The following is a 14273-nucleotide window of genomic DNA, read 5'->3' as shown; positions in this document are numbered from 1 at the left end:
TCAACCCTCCACCACGGCGGTGCCCGTGGACCGGCGCTGTTTGCGCCACCAGCAGTAGGCGGCGGCCAGCAGTACCAGCGGCATCCAGGCAAGGAACAGGTTATGCAGCCCGAGCCACTGGCTGAGCGCGCCGCCGAGCAGGGCGCCGGCGAAGCCGCCGAGCATGCTGGCCAGGTTGAACAGGCCGGACACCTTGCTCTTGTCCCCTCCGTGCTCGCTGAGCTGGGCCATGTTGATCAGGTGCACCAGGGCCGTCGCCGCGCTGAGCAGCACGGCGCCGCCGGCCAGCAGCCAGTAGTCATGGCTGCGGCCCAGCAGCGCCAGCCCGAGTAGCGCGGCGAGCAGCCCGCACAGGTAGGTGAAGCGCCGCTGCCGGCGTGCGACCAGGCGGCCGAAGCCGAACAGGCCGAGTACCGTGGCCAGGCCCTGGACCATCACCAGGCTGACCGCCTGGGCCTGCGACAGCCCGGCGATGTCCATCGCCAGCAACAGGATGAACGTGGCGAACAGCGCGTTGGTGGCGCCGGAGAGCATCTCGACCAGGCAGCTCTCGGCGATTTCCACATGGCCGAGCATGGCCAGCGTCTGCGCGAGCATGCCGCCGGCCGGCTGCTCGGCCAGCTCTGGCCCGGGCGCTGCCGCCTCCCAGAAACCGAGGCTGTAGAAGGCCATCGCGCCGAAGCACAGGCCGATCGCCACGAAGCCCAGGGTGAAGCCGGCGCCGCCACTCAGCCAGTGCCCCAGCAACGGCCCGAGCAGGCCCATGCCGAGGGTCAGCGAACCACGGTACCAGCCGGCCCTGGCGTGGCCGATATGGCGCAGCCGCTGCAGGAAGGCGCTGTTCATGGCGACGATGCGGAACGGGATGCACAGGCCGATCAGCAGGCGCGCGATGGCCAGCCACAGCCAGCCGCCGAACAGCGGGATGGCCAGGTTCAGCAGCATCGGCCCCAGGCTGGCGAGGAAGTACACGCGGCGCGCGCCATAGCGGGCGATGACGAAACCGGCTGGCAGGGTCAGCAGGATCATGCCGAGGGCCTCCATCGCTGAGATGATGCCGATCTGCATGGCGTTGGCGCCGATCTCGATGGCGTACAGCGTGGTGACGATCTTCGCCATGCCGATGGTGGCGCCACTGAAGGTGGCCAGCAGCATGAAGTTGACCAGGAACGCCGGCCTAGATGGCGACATTCACCTTCTCCAGCAACTGCTCCAGCGGTCGGCTCTCGATCCAGTCGCGCACGTCGAAGCGGCGTGGGATGAAGTCCCAGCGCTCGAGGAAGTCGGTCAGGTCCTGCAGGGCACCGATGGAGCGTTCGGCCAGGTTGGTGTGCAGGCGCAGGTGGGCATCCTCGCCATAGGCGTTGGCCACCCAGTATTCGCTGGTGTTCAGCTCGCGGGCGAGGAAGCGCCGGGTTTCCTCGGGGTGCGCCCAGGCCCATTGCTCGGCGCGCAGCACGGTCTCGAGGATCAGTACGGAAGCCTCGAAGTGCTCGTCGAGCAGGTGCTGGTCGACGGTCAGGGTGCGCGGCGTGCCGATGTTGGCGCGGATCAGCGGGTCGGGGTGGGAGCCGACATCGGTGATCACCCGCAGGCCGAATTCGTCGGCCAGGTGCAGGCCGTGGGCGCCCTTGAGGAAGATGGCGTCGATATCGCCGCGCAGCAGGCCGATCAGTTCGTTGTTGCGCCGCCGTACGCGGTTGCCGTTGAAGGTCACCTGGGCGCCGTGGATATGCCGCACCTGTTCATCGCTGTAGGTGCCGCCGTAGGGGTAGTCGACCAGTTCGACATCGGCGACCTCCAGGCCTTCCAGCCGCAGTGCGTTCTCCAGGCCGCGAATGGCCTGGGCGCGGGTGAAGTCGATCTGTACGTTGGCCCACTTGGGCAGGCCGAAGCGCCGGTTCTTCAGGTCGCGGATATCCTTCAGCGGGCTGTCGGCGGTGGTGACGATCAGTTGCACCTCGTCGCTCCAGGACAGGCCGATGACCCGCGTCGAGCGGCCACTGGCGCGGGCCCAGATGGCCGGGATATTGCCGCCGTGGCGTACCGAGTTGGGCAGGTGGTGGTCGAAGTGGGCTTCGCGCACTTCGCGGTCGGATGATTCGCGCAGGGCCTGGATACGGGTCCCGAGGGGCCGGAACGCTTCCGCCAGCCGGCCGGATTCGACAGCGATGCCGAGCCCTGTGGGTACCGGACTGTGGGTGTACCAGAGGGTATCGAGGGTGGTGCTCATGGGAGTCCTGATTCACGCAAGGCTGCTCTCCGCTCCCTGGAGGACGAAGAGGCGGAGGCGGCCCGCCGGGCCGCTCCGCGGGTGGTAGGGAAATGGAGCGCTTCAACCGGCACGCTGGGCCGCGGCGTCGCGCAGGGTTTCCAGGGGGCGTGGGTCGATCCATTCGCGCACGTCGAAACTGTGCGGGATGAAGTTCCAGCGGCGCAGGAAGTCGGTGAAATCCTGCAGGGCATGGATCGAGCGTTCGTCGAGATCGGTGCGCAGGCGCCGGTGGGCGTCCTCGCCATAGGCCTGGGTCACCCAGTACTCACTGCTGTTGGTCTCGCGCGCGAGGTAGCGGCGGGTGTCGTCCGGATGGCCCCAGGCCCATTCCTCGGCGCGCAGCACCGCAGCGAGGATCGCCACCGCAGTGCCGTAGTGATTGTCCAGCAGGTGCTGGTCGACGCTCAGGGTGCGCGGCGTGCCGTTGTTCGAGCGCACCAGCGGTTCCGGGTGGGCGCCGGTGTCGATCACCGTATGCAGGCCGAACTGCTGGGCCAGTTGCACCGCCTGGGCGCCCTTGAGGAAGACCGCGTCCACTTCGCCGCGCAACAGGCCGGTCAGCTCCGGGTTCTGGCCACCGTGGCGGCGTCCGCCGAAGCCGGCCAGGCCATTGCTGGACTGCACCACCTCGTCGCTGAAGGTGCCGTGCTGGTGATAGTCGACCAGTTCGACATCCTTCACTTCCAGCCCTTCCAGCCGCAGTGCGTTTTCCAGGCCACGGATGGCCTGGGCGCGGGTGAAGTCGATCTGTGCGTTGCTCCAGTCCGGCAGGCCGAAGCGGCGGTCCTTGAGGTCCCTGGCGGTCTTGATGCCACTTTCCGGCAGGCTGAGGATCAGTTGCGCCTCGTCCGCCCAGGACAGGCCGATCACCCGTGTCGCGCGGCCGCTGGCACGGGCCCAGATGGCCGGGATATTGCCGCCATGGCGTACCGAGTTGTGCAGGCTGTGGTCGAAGTGCGATTCGCGCACCGCCTGGCTCGTGGACTCGCGCAGTGACTTGATGGCGGTGCCCTGGGTGCCGAGGATTTCCTCCAGCCAGCCTTTTTGCACGGCGATGCCAAGGCCGGTGGGGACCGGACAGCGGGTGTACCAGAGGGTGTCGAGCGGTTGTGTCATGAATGTCTTCCTTTCTCAGGCGCTGGCTTTCAGCGTGACTGGGTGTTGGTCGGTCTGCTCGGCGCTCGCCTGGATCAACGGCAGGACTTCCTGGCCGATGCGCAGGGCTTCCTCGAGGTGCGGGTTGCCGGCCAGGATGAAGGTGGAAAAGCCGGCGTCCCGGTATTCGGCCAGCCGTTCGGCGACGTTCTGGTGGCTGCCCACCAGGCCGATGGCCGGCCCCGGCTTGGCCTTGCCGAAGCCGGCCCAGAGGTTGGCGCCGATGACCAGGTCGTCGAAGCGCTCGCTATTCTGATGGTAGGCGCTCTGGCGCGCAGCGCCGACCGAGTCGGAGCCGCTGGCGAAGTGCCGGATGGCGGCGCTGGTGTTGGCGTCGATGCGTTCGTACTGGCGGCGCAGCTCGCTCCAGGCGGCTTCCTCGGTTTCCCGGGCGAACAGGTCGATGCGGATGCCGAAACGTATCGTGCGCCCCTGCTTGTCGGCCAGTTCGCGCACGCGCTCGATGTGCGGGCGCAGCTTGTCGATCGGTTCGGCCCAGTTCAGGTACACATCGGCATGCCGCGCCGCCACCTCCAGGGCCGGCTCGGAGAAGCCGGAGAAGTACACGGCGGGTTTGCGTTCGTGGGCCAGGCCCGCTGGCAGCGAACCGTTCTCCAGTTGGTAGATGTCGCCCTGGTAGCTGAACTGTTCGTTGTTCCACAGGCCATCGATGATGTCGAGGAACTCGCCGGTGCGCTGGTAGCGCTTGTCGTGCTCGAGGAAGTCGCCGTTGGCGCGCTGGCTGGCCGGGTTGCCGCCGGTGATGATGTTCCAGTCCAGGCGCCCATGGCTCAGGTGCTGGAGGATGGCCGCCTGCTGCGCGACATAGGCCGGCAGGGTCCAGGTGGCCTGGAACGCGACCAGGAACCTGATCCGCCGGGTTTCCCGGGCCAGCGCGGCGGCGGCGATCCAGGGCTCGGGGCCGGTGGGCAGCAGGGCGCCCTGGAAGCCGGCCAGCTCGGCGGCCTTGGCCACCTGGGCGATGTAGTCGATATAGGTGAAGCCGTCGGGCTCGCCGTTGGCCAGCCGCCCCGGGGCGATATTGCCGGGGCGGTGGCGGGGGGCGCCGCGGTTGTTCTTGTCGGTGGCGAGGTGGGGGCCGTCGCTCCCCAGGGGTAGGCGCCAGAAGAATTCGGTACTCATTGGGTCAGTGCTCCAGTGGCTGCGTCGATATGCCGTTGCCGGTTGACAGTACTTGAGCAAGCCCTGTGCCGAAAGACGCAAAGCCAGCCATGGCGCGGCTTGCGGCCTGGCGGGCGGCGCTCGCGCGGTGGTGGCTGCTGGCTCAGCAACACCCGCCCAGCAATCTCTGCTGGGGCGGCAGCAGGATTTGCGCGGCAGGCTCGGGCTTTTACCTGGGTTTTCTACAAGCCATTGAAGGGAAAGGGTTTTCAGCGATGGCTCAAGTCTTGCTGGAGCGTCGTCAGTGCCATGCCAGAAGCCTGGCCAGACCCTTTCCAGACAGGAGACATGCCATGACCGCCAGCCTTACCAGCCAGCAGCTCGTTCATCTCGACCAGGCCAGGCGCGATTTCGCCAAGGCCACCCGGGTGCTCAAGGAAACCCGCACACTGACCGCCACCAACACCTTCCAGGCCTACCTGCGGGTGCCGGACAGCGACCTGGTGATCGCCCTGCACGCGCCCGGCCCCTGGGCCGACGACCAGGAAATCCGCGCCGTGGTCGCCAGCTACGATGGCCGGGTGGTGCTGGACGAAACCGTCGACAACGGCTCGCCGCTCAGCGGCAGCAAGGTCGGCGGCAACGGCCAGCGCTATGCGCAAGTGTTCCGCCGGCGGCCCGAGGTCAATGTGGTGATCCATGTGCATACGCCCTACCTGGGCGGCTGGGCCAGTGCCCACCGGGTGTTGCCGATCCGCTATGCCGCCTCGCAACGGGTGACCCTGGCCCGCGAGTTGCCGATCTATATCGACCGCCGCCAGCCGGAGTCCGCCTTCATCGTGGAGAAGATCGAGGAGAACCCGCATACCCCGGCCATTCTCGAAGCCAACGGCGGGGCGACCTTCTGGGGCCAAGGCATCCTGCAGGCCGCCAAGCTGATCCTGCTGGTCGAGGAGGGCGCCTACTTCCAGGGGCTGGCCGAGATATTCGGCGGTTCCAGGGAGTTCGGCCCCGGCGTGCTGGAGCAGCAATGGAAGATGACCGGCCTCTGGGAGCAGGGCCAGAAGCTGCTGGAAGCGGCGGCCTGAACCTCTGCCGCTGGCGCCAGGCGGTGCCAGCGGCAAGGCAGGTCGCTGTTCACGATCTCGCCGGCCAACGCCGCCGCAGGGGGCGCCATGCGGCACCGGTAAGCGATGCGATATCGCCCCCGGTGCGCACGGCGCAGTCTACGTGGGTTGCGCTTGCGGCATCTTCCCGCTAACCGTCTTTCGAGGACGTTGCACGCCATGCTCCTCAGGTCGGCTTGCGCAACAGCGGCAACACCTCTTCGCCGACCCGGTAGGCTTCTTCCTGGTGTGGCGCGCCCCCCCAGCAGGAAGCTCTGGATGCCGGCGGCGGCGTAGGCTTGCAGGCGTTCGGCGACCCATGCGTAGCTGCCCACCAGGGTCGCCGTGGCATCGCCCGGGCCGAGTGCGTGCCACAGGTCGTAGTCATCGGGCCGGCCTTGCCAGCCGGTCAGTTCGGCGGCGCGGGCGATCTGCTGGAGATAGTCGAGGTAATCGTGCTGGCGGGAGACGCAGGCCTCCTCGCCACGTTTGCGCGGCAGTGCGTCGGCATAGCGCGCGTCCAGATGGTTGGGCAGGTGCCAGAGGTACTCGGCCATTGTGCGGTGCTCCCGTTGGGGCCGTTGGCGGTGGAGGCGGCGCCTCCGTCACCCAGGCCAGAGCAGGGAAAGTGCCAGGCTCCGTGTCGGGGCCGGAAAGCGCCGGGGATCTTGATCGTGGCATCACCCCGGCGCGCACGGCGCCCGCTTGCACAAGGTTTCCGTCAGGCCGGCCTGGCCTCCGCGACCACTGGATCGGCCTCCCGGCGCAGCCCCAGCGGCAGCAGCAACAACGGCAGCAGGTTGGCGACCAACAGCGCGGCGAAGAACGGCAGCTTCGACGGCAGGGCGAACAGCGGGAACAGCAGTACCGGGCCGAGGAACATTGACAGGTAGAGCGCCTGTTCGGCGATGCCGCCGGCGCCCATCACATCGCCATGGCGGCTCATCTTCGGAATGCTGGTGAACACCCAGGCGACCACGAAGCTGCTGAAGAAGCCCTGCACGATCTTGATCGCCACCGCCGCGGCAGTACCGATGCCGGGCAGGAAGAAGATGATCTCCAGGCTGACGCCGACCACGGCCCCGGCAATCACGCTGAGCGGGCCGATGCGCGGCAGGTTGAGGATAAAGCCGGCGAACAGCCCGGCCAGCACGCTGGAGAGGATGCCCAGGGTGGAGATCACGCCGATGGTCGCCGGTGCCACGCCGAGCTGGCGGATCAGGTAGTCGGGGACGATCGCCACCAGGCCGAGGGCCACGGTCAGCGGCGCGCCGACCGCCAGGGCCAGGCGCAGCACCGACGGATCGGTGTAGATATCGAATACCCGCGACAGCGGCTTGCGTTCGCTGCGGCTGGCCAGGTTCACCGAGGGCAGCAGCGGCGTGGCCAGCAGCAGCGCCAGCAGCACCACCGCATGGCCGCTGAAGGCGACGCGCCACTGGCCGTTGCCGATATAGGGCGAGACGGCGAAGATCGCGATGGCGCCACCCAGCGGCGAGGCTACCGACCAGAACGCCAGGGCGCTGGTGCGGCGCTTGCCCTGGGTGGTGTGGATCAGCAGCGCCAGCGCCGCCAGCACCACGCTGATATAGCCGGCGCCTTCGATCACCCGCAGTGCCAGCAGGCCGGCGAAGCTCTGGCTGTGGCTGGCGAGGTAGCTGCAACTGGCGGCCAGCAGCAGGCCGAAGACGATGGCCCGGCGCTCGCCGACCCGCGCCACGGCCCAGTTGACCAGCGGCGAGGCGAGGGCGGCGACGATGGCCACCGCCGACACCACCCAACTGGCCTGGGCCGGGGTGACATCGAAGGCGGCGGCGATATCGGCGACCAGCAGGATGGTCTTGCCGTGGCAGGCCGCGATGATCACGGCGAAGGCCAGGGTGAGTAGCACGGATGGCCAGCTTCCGGCACGCATGGGGAAATCCTCTTGGGGTCAGGGAAAGGCGGCGCTATCAGCGCCGTGCCACATTGATTACTTGCAGTTCGCTGAAGGCCTCGTAGCCGCGCTGGCCGCCCTCGTAGCCGAGGCCGCTCCACTTGTGGCCGCCCTTGGGCGCGCCGGGGTGGATGTCGAGGTGCTGGTTGACCCAGGCCAGGCCGGCCTCCAGGCGCGCGGCGATGGCCGCGCCGCGCGTTTCGTCGCGGCTCCAGACCGAGGCGCCGAGCCCGTAGTGGCTGGCGTTGGCCTGGGCGATGGCGTCCTCGACATCGCGGAACGGGATGACCGGCAGCAGCGGGCCGAACTGCTCCTCGTCGACCAGCGCCACCCCGGCGCCAATGCCGCTGACGATGGTCGGCGGGTAGAAATGCCCGGGGCCTTCCAGGCGCTGGCCGCCGCTGTGGATGCGCGCGCCATTGGCGCGTGCATCGGCGACCAGCGCCTCGACCCGTTCCAGTTGCTGGCGGTTGGTCAGTGGGCCGAGTTCCGTCTGCGCGTCGAGGCCATGGCCGAGGCGGGTACGCCCGGCCCGCTCGGCGAGCGCCGCGACCAGCCGCTCGAACAGGCTTTCATGCACGTACAGGCGCTTGATCGCGAAGCACACCTGACCGCTGTTCCAGAAGGCGCCCCAGAACAGCGGCTCGACGATGGCGTCGAGATCGGCGTCTTCCAGTACCAGCGCGGCGTCATTGCCGCCCAGTTCCAGGGTCAGCCGCTTGAAGTCGTCGGCGCCGCCGGCGTACAGGCGCTTGCCGGTGGCCACGCTGCCGGTGAAGGTGATATGGCGCACGCGGGGGTGGCGGGCCAGCCGCTCGCCGACCTCGCCGGCGCCGGCGACCACGTTGAGCACCCCGGCGGGGAATACATCCTTGAGCAGCCGCGCCAGCAGCAGGGTCGACAGCGGGGTGTGCTCCGAGGGCTTGGCCACCAGGGCGTTGCCGGCGTGCAGCGCCGGTGCCAGCTTCAGCGCCAGCAGGATCAGCGGCACGTTCCACGGGGTGATCGCCGCGACCACCCCGAGTGGCCGCTGGACGATACGCACCAGGCGCTCGCCGTCGTCGCGCAATACCTGCTCGGGCGCCTGTGGCAGGCCGGCATAGTGCTCGAAGGTGGCGGCGACGCCGGCGACCTCGCCCTGAGTGAAGTGCAGCGGGCGGCCCTGCTCGCGGGTGATCAGCTCGGCCAGCTCGGCGGCATGCTCGCGCACCACGGCGGCGGCCTGGCGTAGCGCGGCGCGGCGGCTATCGGCAGCGGCGGCCCAGGCCGGCTGGGCGCGGGCGGCGGCCTGCACGGCCTGCTCGAGCTGGGCCTGGCTGGCGCGGGCGGCCTCGCCGACCGATTGCCCGTTGGCCGGGTCGAGCACTTCGTCGTAGTGTTCGGCGTCTTGCAGGGCGCCGTCGATCAACAGTGGGTAGCGGGACATGCTGGGCTCCTCAGGCGCCGGCGAGGATGGCGTCGGCGATCTTCTCGGCGAGCATCAGGGTCGGCAGGTTGGTGTTGGCGGTGGGGATCACCGGCATGATCGAGGCATCGGCGACCCGCAGGCCCTCGACGCCGTATACCCGGCCAGCCGGGTCGACCACCGCCAGCGGGTCGTCGGCGCGGCCGATGCGGCAGGTGCCGCTGGGGTGCCAGACGCCGCCGACCTGCTCGCGCAGGTAACGCTCCAGCGCCGCCTCGTCGGCCAGCAGTTCGGCCAGCGCCGGGCCGCCGGGTTGTGGCACGGCGAAGGGCGTCAGCCGCAGCTCGAGGCGGTAGCGTGCCAGGCGCGGGTGCTGGAACAGCCGCTCGATGGTTCGCAGCGCGACCTGGATGCGCTGGATGTCGCGACGCTCCGAGAGCAGGTTGAAGTCCACCCGGGGCGGGCTGCCCGGGTCGCTGTCGCGCAGGCGCAGGCGGCCATGGGAACTGGGCTTGTTCAGCCACAGCAGGGCATGTGCGACGCCGCGTTCGGCATCGGCGCCGATCGCCAGGTAAAGGTCGGACGGCGTATCCGCATCGACCCCCGAGGACAGGCGGATGCCCAACTGGTGGGAACTGCCCGGCTCGCTCAGGCGGGCATCCTCGGCGGCTTCCCGGCCCAGGGTCGCCAGTGTGCCGATCGAGGTGTGTTCCCAGAGATTCTCGCCGACGCCCGGGCGGTCGGCCACCACCTCGATACCCAGGTCGCGCAGGTGCGCGGCCGGGCCTATGCCGGCCCGCAGCAGCAGCGCGGGCGATTGCAGCGCACCGGCGCTGAGCAGGGTTTCGCCGGCTTCCACTAGCAGGCGCCGGCCGTCGCGCAACACCTCGACGCCGCTGATGCGGGTGCCGTCGCGGCGCAGGCCGAGGACCCGGGTGCCGCTCCAGACCGTCAGGTTGCCGCGGGCGCGCACCGCCGCGTCCAGGTAGCCGCGTGCGGCGGAGACGCGCTGGCCGTGTTCGAGGTTGACCGTCGGCGGGAAGTAGCCGTCCTCGAACACGCCATTCTGGTCACCGATATCGCGCAGCCCTTCGGCTTCCAGCGCGGAGATCACCGAGCGGGTGAACGGGTTCCATTGCGAACGCTTGACCCGGCTGATGGGAATCGGCCCGTCCTGGCCATGCAGCTCGTTGTCGTAGTCGGTGTCGCGCTCGACCTTGCGGAAGAACGGCAGCACGCCGTTCCAGTCCCAGCCATCGGCGCCCTGGGCGGCCCACTGGTCGTAGTCGCGGGGCAGGCCGCGATTGGCCACCAGCACGTTGATGCTTGAGCCGCCGCCGAGTACCCGCGCCTGTTCCAGGAAGCGTTCCTGGCGCGGCGTACCCTCCGGCTGGGCGCCGTGGAATACCTTCAGCCCTGGCCAGAAGTAGCGCTCGCGCAGTTCCAGGCGCAGGCGGAAGGGGTTGAGGCCGTCGAGGATTTCCGCCGGGGTGTCGTGCGGCGGGGTATCCGGCCCCGCCTCGATCAGCAGCACCCGGCGCGCGGGGTCGGCGGAAAGCCTGCTGGCGAGTACGCTGCCGGCGGTGCCGCCGCCGACGATCAGGTAGTCGTAGCTCATGTTCTGCTCCCTGCCCGGGGTGCTGCCCGGGCGGTGATTCGGATGGTCAGATGTCGATCGAGATGCCGGCGACCAGCGCGCGGGGCGCGCCCTTGTAGTACTGCGGCGCGTCGTAGAAGTCGGCGTCGACCGGGTCGGCGGATACCGAGCCGGAATTCACCCCGGACAGGTACTGCTTGTCGAATACGTTGTTGAGGTTGAGGGTCAGGGTGGCGTTCTTCAGGTAGCCGCCCAGGTTGTTCAGGCGGTAGCCGAGGTTGAGGTCGAAGACCGTGTAGCCGCCGATCTTCTCCTTGTTGGCCAGGTCGCCGTAGAAGCTGCCGGTGTGGCGGCCGAGGAAGTTGGCGTAGAAGGTCCGGTTGTCGTAGCCGACGCCCGCCGAGAGCAGGTTGCGCGGGGTGTCGTAGAGCCGCTTGCCGGAGGTGTCGAGGGTCACGCCGCCGGCGCTGTAGTCGTCGTCCTGGGTTGCGCGCAGCCAGGTCCAGGAGGCGAAGTAGTTGAAGTCGGCGGGCAACTGGCCGTTGACCGCCAGTTCCAGGCCGGTGATGGTGGCGTCGCCGGCGTTGAAGTAGGAGGTCACGCCGCTGACCTGCTCGTAGGCGGCCTGGCGGTCCTTGAACTTGTCATGGAACAGCGCCGCGCTGAGCAGCAGGTCGTCGCTGCTGTAGCGCCAGCCGATTTCCTGGTTCCAGGTGATTTCCGGCTTCTGCTTGGCGCTGCCGTCGATCCGCCCGTAGACCGAGGCCACCGCGGGCACGCGCATGTTGGAGGTGGTGTTGTAGTAGAACTGGTTGCGTTCGTCGCGCTGCCAACTGAGGCTGAGGCTGGGCAGGAAGCGATTGTAGTCGGCGCTGCCACGGAAGCCGCTCAGGCGGTCGTCACCCTTGTTCTCGGTGTGCTGCCAGGCCAGGCCGGCGGTCAGGATCAGGTCCTGGCGGATGTCCCAGGTGTCCTGGAGCCACAGCTTCTGGGTGGTGATCTCGTTGCGCTGGTCGGTGAAATGCACCGGGTTGCCGTTGCCGTCGCGCAGCGGCGTGCTGCCGTCGATGCTGGCCGGTTTGCCGTTGCCCTTGATCTCGATCACGCGCATCTGGTGGCGGCCATGGGTGTAGTCGGTCCACAGGCCGAGCTGCAGGGTATGGGCGTCGTTGAGGACCACGTCCAGGCTGTTGCTCGAGCCGATGCGGTACTGGCTCGGGTAGACGGCCAGCGCGCCGGTCACCAGCGGGTCGATGCTGTCGCCATCGCCGTTGAGGTCGTTGTTCACCGCGTTCTCGTTGACCGGCACCACGGCGACCGCGGCGGTGCCGTCGGTGACGCGCACGAAGTAGGGGTCGATCCTGAGCTGTACGTTATCGCTCAGGTTGAACAAGCCATTGAGGCCGTAGGTCTGGATCTTGAAGTCGGCGCGCGAGGCGGCCGCGCTGTCGCCGGGGATGGTGATGTCCGCGACGCCATTGGTGCCGCCGCCACGGGTGGGGAAGATGTCCCTGGCATGGCCGCTGTCGTAGTCGTTGGCGCGGTACTCGGCCAGGGTCGGGTTCTTGTAGCTGTTGGTGCGCATCAGGAAGCTGGAGAAGATGGCGTTGATGCGGTTGCCGTTGCCCCACTCGTATTGCAGGTTGCCCTCGTAGCGGTTGGAGGACAGTTCGCCGTCGCTGTCGTCCCAGAGTTCGCCGGTGGTCCGCGAGGCCGACAGCCAGGCGGAGAAGCCCTCGTACTCGCCGGTGTTGACCCGGGCGAAGGTGCGCAGCAGGTTGTTGCTGCCGACGTTCTGCTTGACCAGCAGGCCGCTGTCCCTGGTCGGCGCCAGCGACTTGATCTGCACGCTGCCGCCGCTGGCGGTCAGGGTCGGCGCGTTGATCGACGAGGAGCCGTAGAGCACGCTGACCGACTCGTAGTTTTCCGGGTCGCCGAAGAAGTCGGCGTGCGGGGTGAGGAACTGCGGGTCGTTGATCGGCACGCCGTCGCGGGTGAAGCCGATCTGGTCCTGGGAAAAGCCGCGGATGTTCAGGCTGCCTTCGGTGATGCCGGAGGCGTCGCCACCGCTGGAGTGCACGCCGGGCAGGTACTTGAGTGCGCCGGTGACCGCGCTGTCGAGGCCGACGAATTTCTCCAGTTGTGCCTTGCTCAGGGTGCCACGGGACTCGGGGACGACTTCCTTCTTGCTGTCGCCGACATAGGTGTCCTCGGCGGCGTTCTTGCCCTGGATCACTACGGTGTCGAGGGCCGTGTCCTGTCCGGCTGCCTGGAGCGTTCCGGCGGGCAGCGCCAGTGCGCTGGACAGTGCGATGGCCAGGTGCGTCCTGTTGAATTCTGTTCGATATTTCATGATGGTTCCCAGGGTGTTGAAAGCGTTGACGGAATAGACAGAGCAAAGCCTGTGCCAGTGGCTGAAGGCCCCGTGTTTACTGGGTTTCAGCAGGTCATGGCGCTTGTGTCGGGGCCACCTTGCTGCTCCGTCGGCAGCGGTTGCTTGTCGGGTGATGCTGGAGCAGCAATGCGTGCCGTGTGGTCAATGGGCGGCCGGCTGGAAGGGGCCGCAGCATGCAAAACGCCCCTGCTCGAGGGGCGTTGCGCTGTGTGCCGGCGGAGGGGGATCATTCGGCCTGCCAGTAGTCCTGCAGTTGCAACTGGCGCAGGCCCTGCTCGACGAATCCCGGTTCGAGCAAGCGCTCGGCATCCACTTCGCCACGGATCAGCCCGGCCTTGCGGCTGTAGGCGATGGCATCGACATAGTGTTGCCGCAGTGGCTGGTCGTAGAGCGGGCTGAAATGGCTGGACCAGGGCTCGCCTGCCACCTCGCGCTGCAGCACGCTGAGCGGCTGGCCGGACTTCGACAGGTAGCCCTGGTAGGTGTCCTTGTTCTCATCCTGGGCGGCCCAGTGGGCGGCCTTCAGGTACGCGGTGACCACCAGTTGGGTCAGCTCGGGCTGCTGCTCGACGAAGTCGCTGGCGCCCCACAGCTCCGCGCGCATCTTCCAGTCGCGGGGTGCCTGCTTGCTCGACCAGATGATCCTGCCGACCTGCTTGTCCTCCAGCAGGAAGGCGTCGCTGAGGGTGAAGAAGGCATCGACCCGCCCCGCGCTGAGGGCCGCGCCGCCCGCCTGGGGGTTCAGGTTGAAGATGCGGAAGTCCTTGAACCCCAGGTCATGGGCGTCGAGCAGCTTGGCGAACGACAACTCCCACGGGCGGCCGCGATGCAGGGCGATGCGCTTGCCCTTGAGGTCCTCGATCGAGCGCGCCTCGGAGCCCGGCGGTACCACCAGGTAGACATGGTTGCCGCTGCCGCCGGGGGCGATCAGCCGGGTCGATACGCCGGATGCGTTGGCGATGATCGACGGCAGGTCGCCGTAGAGGGCGAAGTCGATGCGCTGGTTGGCGAACTCCTCGTTGACGAAGGTGCCGACCGAGGCGGTGGCGGCCGGTACCCATTGCAGTTCGATACCGCGCTCGGCGAGCTGCCGCTGCAGCCACTGGTCGCGGGCGATCACCTCGGCCGGGCCGTAGAAGGTGGTCTGGCCGGCATTGACGTAGGCCACGGTGGCGATGCGTACGCTCTTGGGCGTTTCGCCGAGCGCCTGGCCGCTGAACAGTACCAGCGACAGCCACGCCACTCGGCGCCAGAACCGTGGAAAAAGGGATGCGGGCATGTA

General features: G+C 68.3%; 10 protein-coding genes. 1 reads left to right on the top strand and 9 read right to left on the bottom strand.

Annotation, left to right across the window (positions count from 1 at the left end; all coding sequences use genetic code 11):
- The 4 genes from DNJ95_RS01255 to DNJ95_RS01240 all read right to left on the bottom strand — a co-directional run bounded on the left by DNJ95_RS01255 (position 1) and on the right by DNJ95_RS01240 (position 4573).
- Positions 1-1191: an MFS transporter gene (locus DNJ95_RS01255; protein WP_131182910.1), complete on the bottom strand. Its 1191-nt coding sequence runs from the start codon at positions 1189-1191 to the stop codon at positions 1-3.
- A complete protein-coding gene (locus DNJ95_RS01250) occupies positions 1178-2233 on the bottom strand; it encodes an ABC transporter substrate-binding protein (RefSeq protein ID WP_131182909.1) in 1056 nt (351 codons plus the stop codon). The genes DNJ95_RS01255 and DNJ95_RS01250 overlap by 14 nt, the downstream gene beginning before the upstream one ends.
- Before the next feature lie 102 nt (positions 2234-2335).
- Positions 2336-3391 (bottom strand): ABC transporter substrate-binding protein, encoded by a 1056-nt coding sequence (locus DNJ95_RS01245; protein ID WP_131182908.1) that lies wholly within the window; start codon positions 3389-3391, stop codon positions 2336-2338.
- Positions 3392-3406: 15 nt separating this feature from the next.
- Positions 3407-4573 (bottom strand): LLM class flavin-dependent oxidoreductase, encoded by a 1167-nt coding sequence (locus DNJ95_RS01240; RefSeq protein WP_131182907.1) that lies wholly within the window; start codon positions 4571-4573, stop codon positions 3407-3409.
- A 332-nt stretch (positions 4574-4905) separates the two neighbouring features.
- Between DNJ95_RS01240 and DNJ95_RS01235 the strand changes: the two genes are divergently transcribed.
- Entirely contained in the window at positions 4906-5640 is a 735-nt protein-coding gene (locus tag DNJ95_RS01235) for a class II aldolase/adducin family protein (RefSeq protein ID WP_131182906.1), read from the top strand.
- Between the two features lie 739 nt (positions 5641-6379).
- Here the strand turns inward: DNJ95_RS01235 and DNJ95_RS01230 are convergent.
- The 5 genes from DNJ95_RS01230 to DNJ95_RS01210 form a co-directional block, all read right to left on the bottom strand.
- Positions 6380-7573: an MFS transporter gene (locus DNJ95_RS01230; protein WP_131182905.1), complete on the bottom strand. Its 1194-nt coding sequence runs from the start codon at positions 7571-7573 to the stop codon at positions 6380-6382.
- 37 nt (positions 7574-7610) lie between these two features.
- Positions 7611-9020: an aldehyde dehydrogenase family protein gene (locus tag DNJ95_RS01225; RefSeq protein WP_131182904.1), complete on the bottom strand. Its 1410-nt coding sequence runs from the start codon at positions 9018-9020 to the stop codon at positions 7611-7613.
- Positions 9021-9030: 10 nt separating this feature from the next.
- Entirely contained in the window at positions 9031-10617 is a 1587-nt protein-coding gene (locus DNJ95_RS01220; protein WP_131182903.1) for a GMC family oxidoreductase, read from the bottom strand.
- Positions 10618-10663: 46 nt separating this feature from the next.
- Positions 10664-12949: a TonB-dependent receptor family protein gene (locus DNJ95_RS01215; protein ID WP_131182902.1), complete on the bottom strand. Its 2286-nt coding sequence runs from the start codon at positions 12947-12949 to the stop codon at positions 10664-10666.
- A gap of 268 nt (positions 12950-13217) precedes the next feature.
- The gene (locus DNJ95_RS01210; RefSeq protein WP_131182901.1) at positions 13218-14270 is read right to left on the bottom strand and encodes an ABC transporter substrate-binding protein; all 1053 of its coding nucleotides are present in this window, start codon (positions 14268-14270) and stop codon (positions 13218-13220) included.
- Positions 14271-14273 lie beyond the last annotated feature (3 nt).

This window comes from Stutzerimonas kirkiae (genome assembly GCF_004327335.1).
In the GTDB taxonomy this organism is placed as follows: Bacteria; Pseudomonadota; Gammaproteobacteria; order Pseudomonadales; family Pseudomonadaceae; genus Stutzerimonas; species Stutzerimonas kirkiae.
Note: the sequence above shows the minus strand (reverse complement) of the source record. Positions and strands in the feature narration are given on the sequence as shown.